The organism is Salarchaeum japonicum, from assembly GCF_049705945.1.
GTDB classification, from domain to species: Archaea; Halobacteriota; Halobacteria; order Halobacteriales; family Halobacteriaceae; genus Salarchaeum; species Salarchaeum japonicum_A.
Genome location: NZ_JBNAMV010000004.1, coordinates 1105393 through 1121496 on the forward strand (window position 1 = coordinate 1105393; position 16104 = coordinate 1121496).

The window sequence follows — 16104 nt, forward strand, 5'->3', positions numbered from 1 at the left end:
GATTCTTCCACGAGCGATAGGTTCTGCGTCCGAACCCACACCGATTCGATTCTGTGGTGTGCGAACGGTCGGTTCAGTCGAGATATCGTGTCAGTCGTCGTGTCCGTCGGCGATACATTGATATGGTCGAGTCGCTAACCATGTGTTGTCTTACCATGTCAATCGGGTCTTACGACGAAGCCGAACACGAGCGCCGCGAACGCAAGAACGCGTCCGTCGACACGACGAACGACGACACCCGCACCCAGTACGAGGGCACGGTCGAGTACGACTCGGGGGAGTCCGCGGACGACCTGCTCGAAACGTTCGAGCGCATCAAGCAGAACTGAGCCGAGCGACCGCCACCACAATTCCTACCGCGAGTACGTGTCCAGCAACGGCGAACGCCAGTAGCGGCTGGTCGGCGAGCAGCGGAACCACCGCGAGCTGGAGGAACGCGAACCCGACGTTCCGCGAGTCGAGCGCCCGCAGTTCCGCGGCGGTGTCGCCGTCGAACGAGTACGCGAGTTCGCGGTAGGCGGCGAGGACGGCGGCCCACCAGCCGGTGCCGATGCGGTAGCAGACGTCCCAGAGCACGAGCAGGGTGAGCGCGACCGCGGGCGCGGCGGGGTTCGGACCGAACAACCGTCGGAGGAGCGTCGCGCCGTCCCGGGGGTCGACGACGAACAGGTAGGTGACGAGCAGGACGAAGGAGACGACGCCGAGCACGACCTCGACGCTCGACCCGAACAGGAGGCGCGTGTAGGAGTCGGGGAGCGAGAGGCCGCGGACGCGACGGCCCATGTCGAGCATGAACGCGCTCCCGGCGGCCGCGACCGCGACGGCGAGCGTGCCCGGGACGACGGCGTTCCAGTAGCCGTACACCGCGGCGGCGGCGAGGACGAGCGTCTCGAACAGGACGAACTGGACGGCGACCGCGAGTCGGTCGGGGAGCGAGAGCCCGGGTATCGCGCCGACGATGCTCTCGTACACCCAGGTGCGGCCGTATCGGTCGCTCACGCGGCCTCCGCGAGCGCGGCTCGCACGGCGTCCTCGAACGAGGTCGGCGTCACGTCACAGATGTCGAGGAGGCGGTTCTCGTCGCAGACGACGGGGTTCTTGAGGCCTTCGACGAGCGGGCGCGCGACCGACGGCGACACGTCCGTGACGAGCGAGAGCCAGTACGCGGAGAGCCGCGGTGAGAGCACGGGCACGGGCAGGAGGTGGAGCGTGTTGTCCGTGACGCGGGCGGTCGTGCGCAGCATCGATTCGTACGTGAGCACGTCCGGGCCGCCGATTTCGTAGGTGTCGCCCGCGGTCTCGGGATGGGAGAGGACGCACGTGAGGTACGCGACCACGTCCGAGATGGCGATGGGCTGGCAGGGCGTGCGCACCCAGCTCGGCGTCACCATCACGGGGAGGTGTTCGACGAGCTGGCGGACCACGGAGAAGCTCGCGCTGCCCGCGCCGACGATGACGGCGGCGCGGAGGACGGTGAGGTCGTAGTCGCCGTCCGCGAGCACGAACTCGACCTCGCGCCGGGAGCGGAGGTGGTCGGAGAGGTCGTCGCGGTCCGCGCCGAGTCCCCCGAGGTAGACGACGCGCTCGACGCCCGCGGCGGTCGCCGCTGTTGCGAAGTTCCGGGCGCAGCGGCGGTCGCGCTCCTCGAAGTCGCCGCCCGATTCCATCGAGTGCACGAGGTAGTACGCGGCGTCCGCGCTGGGGAGCGTGAGGTCGGGGTCAAGCAGGTCGCCCGTCGCGACCTCGACGCCGTCGGGCGGGTCGTATCGGTCGGGGTCGCGGACGAGCGCGACGACCTCGTGGCCGGCGTCGACGATCGCGGGGACGAGGCGGCCGCCGACGAACCCGGTCGCCCCGGTGACGAGTACGCGCATACCCGAACGTGGACGGGAGACGTCATAGGTGTGGGGGCGAGAACCACGGACGGGAGCGGGAGGCCTATACGGCGCTCTCCCCTCCACGAGGTATGGCGAAAGCGACGTGTGACTGCTGCGGGGCCCCCGTAGCCATCTCGGGCGGCGCGGGCGACTTCTGGGACTTCGGCGACCTCGAGAAGGCGTCCTCGGGCGGGCTGACGCTCGAGCTCCGCGACGACTCCGAGTTCTTCCTGTGTTTCGACTGCATCGAGGCGCTCCCCGAGAACCCCACGGCGGCGGACGTGGAAGCGGTTCGGGAGAGCCGGACGACCTAAGGCGCTCCCGGCGCTCCACACGTGACGTGAACCCCGCGCGCATCCACGAGGAGTTCCCCGCCCCCACCTATCGGGGCGCACAGGAGCAAGCGCTCTCGGACGTGCGGGACGCGTTCGCGGACGGGAACGACGTGGTGTTGGTGCGCGCACCGACGGGGAGCGGGAAGTCACTGCTCGCCCGCGCCATCATGGGCTGCGCGCGTCAGGCGGGCGAAGCCGGCCCCGCTGAGCCCGTGGGCGCGTACTACACGACGCCGCAGGTCAGCCAGCTGGACGACGTGGCCTCGGACGACCTGCTCTCGGACTTCAAGCTCATTCGCGGGAAGTCGAACTACACGTGCATTCTGCCGGACGAACAGGACACCCCCGTCGACCGCGCGCCCTGCGCTCGCGAACGCGGCTACGACTGCGCCGTCAAACACCGCTGTCCGTACTTCTCCGACCGCGCCATCGCGTCCTCCCGGGAGTTCGCGGCGATGACGCTCGCGTACTTCATGCGCACCGCGGGCAGCGAGGTGTTCCGGGGCCGGGACGTGTGCGTCATCGACGAGGCGCACGGGCTCGCGGAGTGGGCGGAGATGTACGCGACCATCGACCTCTCGCCCGCGAGCGTCCCCGTCTGGAGCGACGTGAACGTGCCCGACGTGGACGGTGACGTGGACGCGGCGGCGCGGTTCGCGGACACCCTCGTCCGCGTCTGCGAGTCGCGCAAGGACGAACTCGTCGGCGTGGACGAACTCACCGCGGACGAGGCGAGAGAGCGCGACCGACTGCAGGAACTCATCGGGGAGCTGGAGTGGTTCGCGGAGGACTCCCGCGACCACGAGTCCGCGACGACGTGGGTGGTCGACCAGTCGGCGCGCGGCATCACCATCAAGCCGATGAATCCCGAGCGGTACCTCCAGCACACCGTCTGGGACCGCGCGGAGAAGTTCGCGCTCCTGTCCGCGACGATTCTGAACAAGGAGGCGTTCTGTCGGGGCGTCGGCCTCGACCCGTCGAACGTCGCGCTGGTGGACGTGCCGCACACGTTCCCGGTGGAAAATCGCCCGCTCTACGACGTGACGCGGGGGAAGATGACGTACGACGAGCGCGACGAGACGCTGCCCGCGGTGGCGCGCGTCGTGGCGCGCGTGATGCAGAAACACGACGACGAGAAGGGAATCGTCCACTGTCACTCGTACGGGATTCAGGAGCGCCTCCACGACCACCTCCGGGAACTCGGCGTGGCGGACCGCGTGCGGACGCACACGTCCGAGAACCGGGACAACGAACTGGACGCGTGGAAGGCGAGCGGGAAGCCCGAGGTGTTCCTCTCGGTGAAGATGGAGGAGGCGCTGAACCTGGAGGGCGACCTCGCGCGCTGGCAGGTCGTCTGCAAGGCCCCGTTCCTGAACACGGGCGACTCCCGGGTCGCGCGGCGGTTGGAGGACGGCCAGTGGTCGTGGTACTACCGGAGCGCGCTCCGCACCATCATCCAGGCCGCGGGCCGCGTGGTGCGCGCGCCGGACGACTACGGCGCGACGTACATCGCCGACGACTCCGTGCTGGACGTGTTCGAGCGCGCACGCCACGACATGCCGAGCTGGTTCGCGGAGCAGGTCGACGGAATGAGAACGCCGGACCTCCCGGAGTTGGACGCGGCGGCCGCGCGCGCCGGCGTGACCGACATCGAGCACGCGACCCAGAACCCGGGCGGGCAGGCCGACTCGGACGCCGGGACACCGGAGGATACGGCCGACGAACCGGGGAGTCGGCGGGAGCGGCGGAGTCCGATGGCGGACGTGTGGGACGTAGACTAGATGGAGGAGATAACGTAGAACACCGCGGACGTGAGCATCACGACGGTGAAGAATATCGCGATGAGTTGCTGACGGTTCATACTGGCTGTATCGGACGCTCGACCTTCTGTGTTGTCCCTACGCGAGGCGCGCGTCGGCGACGACGTGCCAGACGCCCTCCGCGTGGGACTTCACGCGCCGAACGTCGACGGACTCGACGGTTCGGTCGGCGTCTCGGGCAGCGGTGTGGACGCGCTCCGTGGGCGTTTCGGGGAGGTCGGCCTCGTGGACGGTGGCGTGCGCGTGGAGCGTTCCACCGGAGTCGAGGGCCTCGATTCCCGCGGCGAGGTAGTCCGGGTCGAGCGCGTCGTAGTACCCCATCACCACGCGGTCGGCGCTCGTCTCGACGTCCCGACAATCACCGAGGACGAGGTTTATCGCGTCCGAGACGCCGTTGAGTTGGGCGTTCTCCGCGAGGTAGCGGAACGCCTCGGGGTTCTTCTCCACGGCGGTCACGTCCGCGCCGGCGCGCGCCATCGGGAGCGCGAAGTAACCGATGCCCGCGAACATGTCGAGCACGCGCTCGTCCGCGTCGACGACCTCGCCCATCCGGGCGCGCTCGTGCTGGTTCCCGGGCGAGAACATCACCCGGGAAAGGTCGAGCGCGTACTTCGTGCCGTGTTCGGTGTGGACGGTTTCGGTGTCGCCGCTGCCCGCGAGCACCGTGACGCTCGGCGTGCGGAACTCGCCGTCGACGGGCCCGCGGTCGAGGACGGTGTCGGCCTCGCGGTGGAGCGTCAGGAGCGCGTCCGCGACCGCGTCGGGGCGCGGGCAGTCGGTGAAGTCCGCAAGCAGCACGTCGCCGACGACCGCCCACGACGACGGCGCGCGCTCGCGTTCGTCCTCGCTCCACCCTCGCTCGCGGAGCAGGTCGTCCAGTCCCCGGGCGCGGTAGTCGGGGTCGGACTGCTCGACGGTGGCGAGCACGTCCGTCTCCGTCGGTGCGGCGAGCACGGGGAGTTCGACGCGCTGGTCGTCGCGCTCGCGCACGCGGCGGTCGTCGTCGTAGACGCCCTCGGCGCGCAGGCTCTCGATGCTGGCCTCGGCGTCGGGTTTCGCGACGAGAACGGCGAGGTCAGGCATCGGGGAGGACGTGGATGCCTTCGCGGCTCCGGAGCACCGGAACGGTGTCGCTCGACTCGTCCATGTAGTCGGGGCGCGCGACGGTCTTCGACTCGTACGTCTCGGGGTCGAGGAGCTGCACCGAGTTCTCGTCCTCGACGGTGACGACCGTCGTCTCCACGGCGTCGTCAGTCGTCCCGAGTTTCCGGGCGTCGGGCGCGTCCCCGACCTCGTAGCCCGCCTCGTACGGTTCGCCCGTCGTGACGCGCACGCCCTTGAGGTTCCCGCGGACGGACCGCACGAGCACGGGGCCGCCGTCGTCGTCCTCGATGTCGATGACGTCGCCGGCGACGAACTCGGGGAGACGGACCGCGAACGTCACCCGGTACACCTCGTTGCCGTCCTCGTCCTCCGTGACGAGCGTCTCCGAGTCCGAAAAGGACCCGCCGAACTCCTCGACGAGTTTCCGGCTGACCTTCTTCCCGATTTTCGTCGTTGAGAGCCGCATATCGAGACCCTCCGGCTTCTCCGAGATTTCGGTGACGAACGCGTTCCGGTCGCCCGTCGCCTCCATGTCGGCGACGATTTCGTTCGCGATCTCCGTCGCGCGCTCCGTCTCCTCGGTGGTGGGCGTGCGGTCGCCGACGGCGCGCACCTGAACGACGCTCGCGTAGTAGTCGCCCGCGATGCGGCCACACCGGAGGCAGGTCTCCTTCGAGATGCGGACGGGGACCATGACCTCCTCGGTCATCGGTTCGCCGCGGACGATACCGGAGAACCGGCAGTGCATCCGGATGGTGGTCGCGTCGACCTGCTCGGGCCGGACCTGCCAGTCGAACTCGCTCGCACCGACGTGCACGCCGAGCGCTTCGGTGGTCTCCTCGATGGCGATGTCGGTGTAGTCCTGCGCGCCCACGTCCACCCAGCGGTTCCCGCGGTGGACCGCGCCGCAGCGCGCGCACACCCGAACTTCGATGGTGTCGGGGACGTCGACGAGGTCGAAGTCCTCGAAGTAGCAGTCGTTACAGAGCGCCCGCTCGCGTCGCGTCGCCCCCGTCTCCGCTTCCGTCGTGGGGTCGCCACAGCGCGGGCAGAACGTGGCGGACTCGGTACTCATAGGAGGGCGAAGGCGACTGAGGCGGTTAAGTCCCGCGCACCCGGTTTCAACCTTCGTACGCGACCGAGCGCCACCCCACCCACACCCCCTATTTTCACTTTCACTCCGGTGTTTACGAGGGTTTAAGGTCGTATGGGCAAAATGAATGAGTACATGCCAGCAGACGCAGACCTCGAAATCCTCTCCGGCGTCGGTCCCGCCACGGCCGAAAAACTCCGCGACGCGGGCTACGAGTCGTTCCAGAGCATCGCCGTCGCCAGCCCCGGCGAACTCTCGAACACCGCGGACGTGGGCGACTCCACCGCCGCCGACATCATTCAGAGCGCTCGCGAAGAAGCCGACGTCGGCGGGTTCGAGACCGGGAGCGCAATCCTCGAACAGCGCCAGCGAATCGGGAAGCTCACGTGGAACGTCCCCGACGTCGACGAGCTCCTCGGCGGCGGCGTCGAAACCCAGTCTATCACGGAAGTCTACGGCGAGTTCGGCGCCGGGAAGTCCCAGGTGACGCACGAACTCGCAGTGACCGCCCAGCTCCCCAAGGACCAGGGCGGCCTGCACGGCCGCGTCATCTTCCTCGACAGCGAGGACACCTTCCGCCCCGAGCGTATCGACGACATGGTTCGCGGGCTGTCCGACGAACAGTTGGCGGCGACGATGGAAGACCGCGGAATCGAGGGCGAACCCCGCGACGAGGACGCGATGGATGAACTCATGGAGGACGTCCTCGACAAGATCCACGTCGCGAAAGCCTTCAACTCCAACCACCAGATGCTCCTCGCCGAGAAGGCGAAGGAGATCGGGAGCGAGTACGAGGACGACGACTACCCCGTTCGACTGCTCTGCGTGGACTCGCTCACCGCGCACTTCCGCGCGGAGTACGTGGGCCGCGGCGAACTCGCGAACCGACAGCAGAAACTCAACAAGCACCTTCACGACCTCGAGAAGGTCGGGAACCTCTACAACAGCGCCGTCGTCGTCACGAATCAGGTGCAGTCCAATCCGGACGCGTTCTTCGGCGACCCCACCAAGCCCGTCGGTGGGAACATCCTCGGCCACAAGTCCACGTTCCGCATCTACCTCCGGAAGTCCAAGAACGACAAGCGCATCGTCCGACTCGTCGACGCGCCGAACCTCGCCGACGGCGAAGCCGTCATGCGCGTCCAGGACGGCGGCCTGAAACCCGAATAACGCGCTTCTCTCTCTATCCGTCCTCTTCTCTATTCATCGATAGAAACAGCGCGAGTCGAAAAACCCGCAGGGGGTTATTCGTCGTCTTCCGTGCTGGTCGCGGCCTTTTCGAGGTCGCCGCGGTAGACGCGCGCGCCGTCCTGCACGACTTTCTCCGCGAGCACCGCGCACTTGATTCGCATCGGCGTCACTTCGACGCCGAGCAGGTCGAGCACGTCGTCGCGGTCGAGGTCGTCGACCTCGTCGAGCGTCATCCCGGGGAGTTCGCCCGAGAGCATGCTCGCGGAGGCCTGGCTAATGGCGCAGCCGTCGCCGTCCCACGCCACGGATTCGATGGTCTCGCCGTCGTCGGCGAGTTCGACATCGAACTCGATTTCGTCGCCACAGGAGGGATTGTAGCCCTCGTGGGTGAACGTCGGGTCCGGCAGCTCCCCGTAGTTCCGGGGGTTCTTGTAGTGGTCGAGGATCTGCTGCCGGTACATGTCCGAACCCATGCTCATACGGAATACGTGGGTCGTGCGGCGTAAAAGCCTACCGTGCCGGCCGTGCGGTCGTAGGGTTCAGCCGCCGACCGCAGCACTGTCACGCACGGAAATCGTGTTCGGAGAACGCCTGGAATAGTCAGGCGAAGATGTCCTTCGCGGCCTCGATGCCCTCGACGAGCGCGTCGAGTTCGTCCGTGGTGTTGTAGAGGTAGAAGGAGGCGCGGACGGACGCGGCGATGTCCATCTTCTGGTGGAGGGGCTGGGTGCAGTGGTCGCCGGCGCGGATGGCGACGCCGTGGTCGTTGAGGATGCTGGAGAGGTCGTGGGCGTGCACGCCGTCGAGGTTGAAGGAGACGAGTCCGGCGCGCTCCTCGCCCTGGCGGGGGCCGTAGATTTCGAGGCCGTCGATGCGGCTGAGGCGGTCGTAGGCCTCGGCGGTGACGTGTTCTTCGTGTGCGCGGATGGTCTCCATGCCGAGGTCGTCAAGGTAGTCCGCGGCGACGGCGAACGCGATGCCCTCCGCGATGAGCGGCGTGCCGGCCTCGTACTTCCAGGGAAGGTCGGCCCACGAGGAGTCCTCGTAGGTGACGCGGCGAATCATCTCGCCGCCGTACATGAACGGCTCCATCTCCTCCAGAATCGCCTTCTTCCCGTAGAGGCCGCCGACGCCGGTGGGGCCGGCCATCTTGTGGCCGCTGAACGCGTAGAAGTCCACGTCCAGGTCTTCGACGTCGACGGGACGGTTCGGGACGGCTTGCGCGCCGTCGCCGAAGATGAGCGCGTCGTGTTCGTGCGCCATGTCCGCGAGTTCGGCGAGCGGGTTCACGGTCCCGAGGACGTTCGAGACGTGCACGGCGGACACCATCGCGGTGTCGGGGCCGATGAGTTCCTTCGCGTGCTCCATGTCGAGGCTGCCGTCCGCGGGGTCGACGCGGATGTACTTCACCTCCGCGCCGGTGCGTTTCGCCATCTGCTGCCACGTCACCAGACTGGAGTGGTGCTCCATCTCCGTGAGCACGATTTCGTCGCCCTCACCGAGTTCGTTCAACCCCCACGCGTACGCGACGAGGTTCATGGCCTCGGTCGTGTTCTTCGTGAAGATCATCTCCTCGCGCTCGCCGCTCGCGCCGACGAACTCGGCGAGCCGGTCGTGCGCCTCCTCGTACGCGATAGAGGCCTCCTGACTGAGCTGGTGGATGCCGCGGTGGACGTTCGCGTTGTACCCGCGGTAGTAGTCGCCGAACGTATCGATGACCTCGTTCGGCGTCTGCGTGGTCGCCGCGTTGTCGAAGTAGACGAGGGGAACCCCCTCCCCGACCTCCCGGTCGAGAATGGGGAAGTCCTCGCGAACCCGCTCGACGTCGAGCGGGCTCTGTTCACCCGTAGCCATACGCGAAAACAGGGTTCGGAGGCGTTTGGTTCCTTCGATGCACCGGGGTTTCGCCGGCGTGCGTGACGGCGTGCGCCGTTAGAGCCGCAAGACCTGGGCGTGCCGGGTGTCCGCGATGTCGAGGACGACGGACTCGTCCACGAACCCCTCGTCGATGGCGAACTCGACCGTTCGCGTGCCGACGAGGTTCGCGACGCTCGCACGCCCGAGGCTGTCGAGCACGTCGTCCTCGCCGACCTCGTCGCCGCCGTAGAACTCCTCGTTCACGGTTATCGAAACGTCGCCGTCCTCGAACGTCTCTCCGATAAGACCCGTATCGCAGACGGTGACGAGGAGTCCCTGGTCCGTCTGTCGCTCGCTGACTATCATTCCTGGTCGACGAGTCGCTGCTCCTGCTCCTTCCGGATGCGGTCGGCCTGCGCCTCGACCTCACCGGCTTCCTCCTCGCGGCCGAGTTCGTCGAGCGCGCGAGACTTCTCCTGGTAGACGTCCGCCTGCTTGAATCCGAGACGGATGGCGTTGTCGAGGCACTCCAGCGCCTCCTCGTGGCGGCCGCGCTCGTTCTCCATGAAGCCGAGGTTGTACCAGGCCTGCGGGAGTCGGTCGTTCTTCCGAACCGCGCGCTCCGCGTGGTAGATTGCTTCCTCGTCGTCCCCGAACTCCCAGAGCGCGTACGCGAGGTTCGTCTCCGCCTCCGCCGCGAACGGGCCGTCCTCGTCCACGAACACGGCCTCGCGGTGCGCGCCGGCGGCGTCGTCCCATTCCTCCATCTCGGCGTGCGCGACGCCCTTGTTCACCCACGCCTCCTGCGCGGTCTCGTCGTCCTCGGCGTACCGCGCGGCGCGCTCGAACGCGTCCGCGGCCTGCTCGTGGCGGTTGATGCCCATGTAGTTCAGGCCCACGTCGATGAGTTCGTCCGCGTCGACGTTCTTCGCGGAGAGGTTTCGCTCGTCGAGGCTGTCAACGACGACCCGGGAGTCGACGGGGTCGACCTCGTTCAGGTCGGGTTCGAGTTCCGGCGGGTCGAGGTCGAACCCCTCGTAGGGGTCGTCGAAGCCCTGGCCCTCGGAGAAGTGATGGCGTTCGTCCTCTCGGTCAGTCATAGCTATAGAAATGGGAGGGACGGGGTTAAGGGCTACGCAGAACGAATCCGCGGTATGCGGTTGTTCGTCTCCGTCGACCTTCCCGCAAACCTGCACGACGCCGTCGCGGACGTGCAGGCCGAGTTCGCGGCCGCCGGCGGCCTCTCGTTCACCGACCCGACCCAGAGCCACGTGACGATGAAGTTCCTCGGGGACGTGTCCGATGACGAGGTAGACGCCGTCGCGAACGCGCTGGAGGACGCGGTCGGGGACGCGGACGTGACGCCGTTCGACGCGACGTACGGCGGGCTCGGCGTGTTCCCGAACCTCGACTACATCAGCGTGCTCTGGCTCGGCGTCGAGGACGGCACAGAGTCGTTCGTACGACTGCACGAGTCCGTAGAGCAACGGCTCGTCGAGTTCGGCTTCGACCCGGAGGACCACGCGTTCACGCCGCACGTGACGCTCGCGCGGATGCAGCACGCGGGCGGGAAGGACCTCGTGCAGGAGCGCGTTCGGGAGGGGTCGCCGACCGTCGGGACGGCACGCGTCTCGGAAGTTCGGTTGACGAAGAGCACGCTCACGCCGGAGGGCGCGGAGTACGAGACGGTGGCGGCGTTCTCGCTCTAGTCGCGGCGGTCTTCGAGCACGGATTCGAGCGCGCTCGCGGCCTCGTCGAACTGCGTGACCGTGAGGCCGTCCGTGGTGACGAAGACGCCGTCGCGTTCGGTGGCGACGCGGAGGAGGAAGCCGTTCTCGAACGACCGGACCGTGTACTGGTACTCGCCGAGTTCCGAGCCCTTGTACGTGTCCTGCGTGAGCTGGAACGCCTGCCACTCGTGGCCGATGAACGAGGAGAGGTCGGCGTCCTGTTCGAGGTCGTCGCGAAGGTAGAGCTGTTCGTAGTCCGTTCGCGTGAAGAACGTCAGCGAGCGCAGGCTGTCGCCGAGCGCGGTGCGCGCGACGCTGACGAAGCGGTCCGCTGCGTCGTCCGACAGGGGAGCGGTCATACCCCTGTCTCCACACCCGGACGGTATAGAACTACTCCCGAACCGGGGCGTTCACGGCGACGCGTTCTCGGTCGCGGGCGGGCGCATCGCCGGGGTTTCGCGCTCCCGTCCCGCGCTCCTCTCAGAGCACGCCACCGGCTGGCCCCGGCATCCTACTTCAACGTACGCCGACGGCTCGAACGCGGAGCTGGAGCGGTGCGGTTAGCGGAATCGGAGGCGGGACGCGTTCGCGCGAACGAGCGGTTCGAACGAACCCGGAAGTGAGCGGGATTGACCGGTCGCCTTCGGCGACCGGATTTTTTGGTGGAGATTTTTTGCGCGAGCGGTTCGCGGGTAGCGCGAACCCGAGCGTAAAAAAGGTCCCTCAGCAGACAGGTTTGGGGTTGACGCCGAGGGATTCGAGTTGGTGGGTGTATTCGTCGTAGGCGGCTTGGATGGTGTCGGTGGCGGCGTCGATGGCGCGCTGGGAGTCCTCGGCGGTGTCGCAGACGGCGTCGAGGAGGTCGTGTGCGCGGACGTTCTGGTCGTCGAGGTCGCCCTTGAGGTCGCGGAACAACTGCGCCGTCTGGGGGTCGGCTTGGCCGACGAAGAATCCGACGTACTGTTCTTTGGAGGCGCGGGTAGCGAGGAGACGGCCGACGTAGCCGCCGGCGCGCTCCACGGGGTCGTCGAGCGCGCGGAGGTGGGCGTGCATCGCGGACGCGTCCTCGCTCGGCGTGTGGTCGTCTAGTTCGGCTGTGACGCGGTCGTAGTGGTCGGCTTCCTCGTCCGACGTCTCCTGGTAGAGTTCGTGGACGAGGTCGTCGCTGGTGTCCGCCCACGCTTGGAAGGTCTCATGGGCGGCGTGCTCCGCGTCCGCGGCGGCGCGCAGCACGTCCGCGGTCTCCATCTCGCCGCCAGTCGCGGCGTACAGCGACTTCGAGGACCCGAGCCGGGAGAGCGCGGTGTCGTTCTCCTCGCGAACCCGCTCGAACACGTCGTCGGGAGTCATGCCCGAGAATAGCGGAGCGAGTGCCTTCTAAGCATCGTCGGCGGCGAACGTTTAGGAGGGACGCGGGAGTGGTCGCGGGTATGCCGGTTTCGCTCGATTACGAGGGCTACGACCTCGGGAGCATGACGTGGGAGGACGCAGAGTCGGCGCTCGCGGACGCCGCGTTCGTCGTGCTTCCGTGCGGGAGTATCGAACAACACTCGACGCATCTCCCCGTGAGCGTGGATACGCTGCGTGCGGAGAACTTGAGCCGAGAACTCGTGGAGGCAGCGGCCGACCGCGACCTGTCGATGGTGCGCCTGCCGACCCTCCCCTACGGCTACTCGGAACACCACATGGGGTTCGCGGGGACGGTGACGCTCAGCGCGGACACCTACCAGCAGGTCGTCGAGGACATCGGGGCGTCGCTCGCGGAACACGACGTGTCGCGACTAGTGTTGTTGAACTGCCACGGCGGGAATCGGTCGCCGCTCGACCTCGCGGCGGACCGCCTCCAGCGCGACCACGGCGTCGAGACGTACTTCGTCCACTGGACGGACTTCGCGCGCGACCGACTGGAGGAGCACTTCGGGCCGGGCTGGCAGGACGACGACGCGGGCTGGGGGCACGCGGGCGACCACGAGACGAGCGTCATCGAACTCTTCCATCCCGAACTCGTTCGCGAGGAGGAGAAGGAACCGCAGACGCGGCGCGCGTCGTACGAGGCGCGGAAGTTCGCGTACTTCGACGACATCACGGAAGAAGGCGGTCTCGGCGACCCGACGAACGCGGACCCCGAGTTCGTCGAGCAAGTGGTGGCGGAGACGACGGAGAAGATTCTGGACGCGCTCGAAACGGACCGCGAGGAAGCGGCCTGATTATTCGCCCTGTTCGATGGGGGCGTCGACGAGGTTCCCCCACTCGGTCCACGAGCCGTCGTAGTTGGTGACGTCGTCGTAGCCGAGGAGTTCGCTGAGCGCGAACCACGCGATGGACGAGCGTTCGCCGATGCGGCAGTACGCGACGACCTCCTGGTCGTTCGTCACGCCGGCGTCCTCGTAGAGGTCGGCGAGTTCGTCCTTGGTCTTGAACGTGCCGTCCTCGTTGACGGTCGCGGCCCACGAGACGTTCTGCGCGCCGGGGATGTGGCCGCCGCGCTGCGCGGTCTCCTGGAGTCCCGGGGGCGCGAGAATCTCGCCGGAGTACTCCTCGGGCGACCGAACGTCGACGAGCGGGATGCCGCGGTCGATGGCGGTCTCCACGTCGTCTCGGTACGCGCGGATGCCGTCGAAGGGACCGCGCGCGTCGTACTCCTGCTCGGGGAAGTCGGGGACTTCGTCCGTGGTCGGGTAGTCGTTCGCGACCCAGTAGTCGCGGCCGCCGTCGAGGAGTTTCACGTCCTCGTGGCCGTAGTACTTGAACTGCCAGTACGCGTAGGCGGCGAACCAGTTCGAGTTGTCGCCGTACAGGACGACCGTGGTGTCCTCCGTGATGCCGTGGGAGCCGAGGAGGTCCGCGAAGTCCTCCTGTTCGAGGATGTCCCGCTGCACCTGGTCCTGCAGTTGGGTCTCCCAGTTGAACCCGACCGCGCCGGGCGCGTGGGAGTCCTCGTAGGATTCGGTGTCCACGTCGACCTCGACGAGGCGGTAGTCGGGGTCGTCGGACTCGAACTTGTCGAGGTTCGACTCGACCCAGTCCGCGCTTACGAGCACGTCGTTCGCGTAATCGTCTTCTGCCATACGCGTGTCGTTTCACTCGCCAGCCACATAACCCCATCCGCCGTCGGCAGGAACCCCCTCTCGACCCACGTACGGGCAAGTATTTCCGACTGTTCGCGGATTATCTCTCGGTCGCCGATGACACGCCGAATGTACAGGTCGTTTTTGCCGATATTCTGGACGAGTGTCGCGTCCCGCGAGGCTAAGGACGCGCCGGTCCTACAGCGGGTATGAGCGAGACGGACGACCTCGTTGTGTCAGCGTCGTGGGTCGCGGACCGCCTAAACGACTCTGGCGTGCGCGTGGTGGACGTGCGGGACGCCTGGGAGTACGACGGCATCGGGCACGTGCCGGGCGCGGTGAACGTCCCCTTCGACTCCTTCCGAACCGAGTCTGGTGAGTCCGGGATGATGCCGCCGCGGGAGAACTGGACGGCCCTGCTTGGAGACGCGGGCGTCACGCCGGACACGCACCTCGTGGCGTACGACGACACGCACGGCGTGTTCGCGGCGCGCTTCCTCGTCACCGCGCTCTACCACGGCCACCCGATAGAGCGCCTCCACCTCCTGAACGGCGACTTCAGCGCGTGGACGCGCGACCACGAATCGTCCACGGAGTCAGTGTCGGTCGAACCGACGACGTACGACCCCGAACCGCCCGCGGAGACGCCGTTCGTCGGCGCGGACGCGGTGGCGGCGGCGAGCGAGGGCGACGCGGTGGTCGTGGATACGAGACGGCCCGAGGAGTACGCGGAGGGCCACATCCCCGGTTCGGTGAACCTCGATTGGAAGGACCTCGTGGACGAGGGGACGCGCGGCATCAAACACCCGGACGAACTCGACGTGGTGCTCGGGGAGCGAGGCATCGTGCCGGGCGAGCGCGTCGTTCTCTACTGCAACACGGCGCGCCGCATCAGCCACACGTTCGTCGTGCTGCGATGGCTCGGGTTCGCGGACGTGCAGTTCTACGAGGGGAGTCTGACGGAGTGGCGCGAACTGGGGCGAGACGTCGCTACGTGACGCGGGTTCGGTTCTGTTCTGCGGCGAGGAGTTGGACGGCTTCGGCGAGCAGTGCGGCGACGAGCGGGCCGGCGATGATTCCGACGGGGCCGAGCGTGAGCAGGCCGCCCGTGAACCCGACGAAGTAGAGGCTGCCGGGGAGGTTCGCTGTCTCGCGGGCGAGTCGCGGCCGGATGAGCACGTCGGGGAGCCACGCGACCAGCACGCCGGCGACGACGGTGACGAGCGCGGCGCTCGGGATGTCGCCGGTGGTGAGGTGGTAGGCGGCGAGCGCGAGCACGACGAGGCTCGGCCCGACGATTGGGAGGAACTGGAGGACGGCGGCGGCGAGCGCGAGCGTGGCGTACGCAGGGTAGCCGAGCGCGAAGAAGACCGGGAGCGCGATGAGGAACGTGCCGAGCGCCGTGGCGGCCTGGAGGACGTAGATTGCGTAGAGGGTGGCGCGGGCGCGGTCGGCGAGCGCGCCCGCCACGTCGTGGTAGGTGTCGGGGATGGCGGCGAGAACGGCGCGCTCGACGGAGTGGTGGTGGATGAGGAGCGCGAAGACGAGGAAGGCGAACACGGTGAGTTTGAGGCCGAGCGTGGGGAGCGCGGTGGCGGCGTCGACCGCGATTGCGCCGGCGGCTTCGCGGGCGGCGGCGAGGAGGGTGCTGACGTCGATGACGACGGGCATGTCGAAGACGACGAACGTGAACTCGCCGGGGATTTCGCGGATGAGGTGGACGAGGTCGTCGGCGCGTCGGGCGAGCAGGAGGATGATGGAGGCGAGCGCGACGAGCAGTCCGGTGGTGACGGCGACGGTGGTGGCGGCGGCGGCCGGCCAGGGCGGAAGGTGGTCGTTGAGCCGGCGGTGGAGCGGTGCGAGGAGGTAGGTGACGGTGAGCGCGAAGAAGACGGTCCCGAGCACGTCGAAGAGGACGGTTCCCGCGAGGGTGGCGAAGGCGGCGACGAGGGCGGTGAGGGTGACGCGTCGGGACGGCACGCCTGGAGATTCCGGGCCGGCCGAGTTAACGCTTCGGTCCGGAAGCGCC

At 67.8% G+C, this 16104-nt stretch carries 19 protein-coding genes; 7 read left to right on the forward strand and 12 right to left on the reverse strand.

Annotated features, from left to right (window positions below; genetic code table 11):
* Nucleotides 1-155: 155 nt before the first annotated feature.
* The gene (locus ACOZ4O_RS07655) at nt 156-329 is read left to right on the forward strand and encodes a DUF5786 family protein (RefSeq protein WP_424524713.1); all 174 of its coding nucleotides are present in this window, start codon (nt 156-158) and stop codon (nt 327-329) included.
* On the opposite strand, the gene ACOZ4O_RS07660 is transcribed toward ACOZ4O_RS07655, so the two are convergent.
* Nucleotides 316-999 (reverse strand): DUF7530 family protein, encoded by a 684-nt coding sequence (locus ACOZ4O_RS07660; protein WP_424524714.1) that lies wholly within the window; start codon nt 997-999, stop codon nt 316-318. The genes ACOZ4O_RS07655 and ACOZ4O_RS07660 overlap by 14 nt on opposite strands.
* The gene (locus tag ACOZ4O_RS07665; RefSeq protein WP_424524715.1) at nt 996-1874 is read right to left on the reverse strand and encodes an NAD(P)H-binding protein; all 879 of its coding nucleotides are present in this window, start codon (nt 1872-1874) and stop codon (nt 996-998) included. The genes ACOZ4O_RS07660 and ACOZ4O_RS07665 overlap by 4 nt, the downstream gene beginning before the upstream one ends.
* A gap of 92 nt (nt 1875-1966) precedes the next feature.
* On the opposite strand from ACOZ4O_RS07665, the gene ACOZ4O_RS07670 reads away from it, so the two are divergent.
* Together ACOZ4O_RS07670 and ACOZ4O_RS07675 are read left to right on the forward strand one after the other, a co-directional pair.
* Nucleotides 1967-2191, forward strand: coding sequence for a DUF7561 family protein (locus ACOZ4O_RS07670; RefSeq protein WP_424524716.1), 225 nt, complete (start codon nt 1967-1969; stop codon nt 2189-2191).
* Between the two features lie 26 nt (nt 2192-2217).
* On the forward strand, nt 2218-3993 hold the full coding sequence (locus ACOZ4O_RS07675) for a helicase C-terminal domain-containing protein (protein WP_424524717.1): 1776 nt from the start codon (nt 2218-2220) through the stop codon (nt 3991-3993).
* 117 nt (nt 3994-4110) lie between these two features.
* Here ACOZ4O_RS07675 and ACOZ4O_RS07680 read toward each other — a convergent pair whose 3' ends face one another.
* Both ACOZ4O_RS07680 and ACOZ4O_RS07685 read right to left on the reverse strand, forming a co-directional pair.
* Complete coding sequence (locus ACOZ4O_RS07680) at nt 4111-5115, reverse strand: class I SAM-dependent methyltransferase (protein ID WP_424524718.1); 1005 nt, start codon at nt 5113-5115, stop codon at nt 4111-4113.
* Entirely contained in the window at nt 5108-6211 is a 1104-nt protein-coding gene (locus ACOZ4O_RS07685; protein ID WP_424524719.1) for a 60S ribosomal export protein NMD3, read from the reverse strand. The genes ACOZ4O_RS07680 and ACOZ4O_RS07685 overlap by 8 nt, the downstream gene beginning before the upstream one ends.
* Before the next feature lie 153 nt (nt 6212-6364).
* Between ACOZ4O_RS07685 and radA the strand changes: the two genes are divergently transcribed.
* Nucleotides 6365-7399 carry a DNA repair and recombination protein RadA gene (gene radA / locus ACOZ4O_RS07690; protein WP_424524720.1) on the forward strand — a complete coding sequence of 345 codons (1035 nt, stop codon included), beginning with the start codon at nt 6365-6367 and terminating at the stop codon, nt 7397-7399.
* A 74-nt stretch (nt 7400-7473) separates the two neighbouring features.
* On the opposite strand, the gene ACOZ4O_RS07695 is transcribed toward radA, so the two are convergent.
* From ACOZ4O_RS07695 to ACOZ4O_RS07710, 4 genes are all read right to left on the reverse strand, one after another.
* On the reverse strand, nt 7474-7899 hold the full coding sequence (locus ACOZ4O_RS07695) for an iron-sulfur cluster assembly scaffold protein (RefSeq protein ID WP_424524721.1): 426 nt from the start codon (nt 7897-7899) through the stop codon (nt 7474-7476).
* A gap of 121 nt (nt 7900-8020) precedes the next feature.
* Complete coding sequence (locus ACOZ4O_RS07700) at nt 8021-9274, reverse strand: aminotransferase class V-fold PLP-dependent enzyme (protein ID WP_424524722.1); 1254 nt, start codon at nt 9272-9274, stop codon at nt 8021-8023.
* Nucleotides 9275-9352: 78 nt separating this feature from the next.
* Entirely contained in the window at nt 9353-9643 is a 291-nt protein-coding gene (locus tag ACOZ4O_RS07705) for a DUF424 domain-containing protein (RefSeq protein WP_424524723.1), read from the reverse strand.
* Nucleotides 9640-10377, reverse strand: coding sequence for a tetratricopeptide repeat protein (locus tag ACOZ4O_RS07710; protein WP_424524724.1), 738 nt, complete (start codon nt 10375-10377; stop codon nt 9640-9642). Before ACOZ4O_RS07710 ends, ACOZ4O_RS07705 begins: the two co-directional genes overlap by 4 nt.
* A 54-nt stretch (nt 10378-10431) precedes the next feature.
* Between ACOZ4O_RS07710 and thpR the strand changes: the two genes are divergently transcribed.
* Complete coding sequence (gene thpR, locus ACOZ4O_RS07715; RefSeq protein ID WP_424524725.1) at nt 10432-10986, forward strand: RNA 2',3'-cyclic phosphodiesterase; 555 nt, start codon at nt 10432-10434, stop codon at nt 10984-10986.
* Here thpR and ACOZ4O_RS07720 read toward each other — a convergent pair.
* Entirely contained in the window at nt 10983-11366 is a 384-nt protein-coding gene (locus tag ACOZ4O_RS07720) for a DUF7522 family protein (RefSeq protein WP_424524726.1), read from the reverse strand. The two genes, thpR and ACOZ4O_RS07720, sit on opposite strands and share 4 nt — an antisense overlap.
* A 364-nt stretch (nt 11367-11730) precedes the next feature.
* Nucleotides 11731-12357: a rubrerythrin family protein gene (locus ACOZ4O_RS07725; RefSeq protein WP_424524727.1), complete on the reverse strand. Its 627-nt coding sequence runs from the start codon at nt 12355-12357 to the stop codon at nt 11731-11733.
* A gap of 80 nt (nt 12358-12437) precedes the next feature.
* On the opposite strand from ACOZ4O_RS07725, the gene ACOZ4O_RS07730 reads away from it, so the two are divergent.
* Nucleotides 12438-13214, forward strand: coding sequence for a creatininase family protein (locus tag ACOZ4O_RS07730; protein WP_424524728.1), 777 nt, complete (start codon nt 12438-12440; stop codon nt 13212-13214).
* Here ACOZ4O_RS07730 and ACOZ4O_RS07735 read toward each other — a convergent pair whose 3' ends face one another.
* Nucleotides 13215-14075 carry a sulfurtransferase gene (locus ACOZ4O_RS07735; protein ID WP_424524729.1) on the reverse strand — a complete coding sequence of 287 codons (861 nt, stop codon included), beginning with the start codon at nt 14073-14075 and terminating at the stop codon, nt 13215-13217. It abuts the gene before it with no gap.
* A 209-nt stretch (nt 14076-14284) separates the two neighbouring features.
* On the opposite strand from ACOZ4O_RS07735, the gene ACOZ4O_RS07740 reads away from it, so the two are divergent.
* Nucleotides 14285-15073, forward strand: coding sequence for a sulfurtransferase (locus ACOZ4O_RS07740; RefSeq protein ID WP_424524730.1), 789 nt, complete (start codon nt 14285-14287; stop codon nt 15071-15073).
* Here ACOZ4O_RS07740 and ACOZ4O_RS07745 read toward each other — a convergent pair.
* Nucleotides 15066-16055: an AI-2E family transporter gene (locus ACOZ4O_RS07745; RefSeq protein ID WP_424524731.1), complete on the reverse strand. Its 990-nt coding sequence runs from the start codon at nt 16053-16055 to the stop codon at nt 15066-15068. The two genes, ACOZ4O_RS07740 and ACOZ4O_RS07745, sit on opposite strands and share 8 nt — an antisense overlap.
* Nucleotides 16056-16104: the final 49 nt, after the last annotated feature.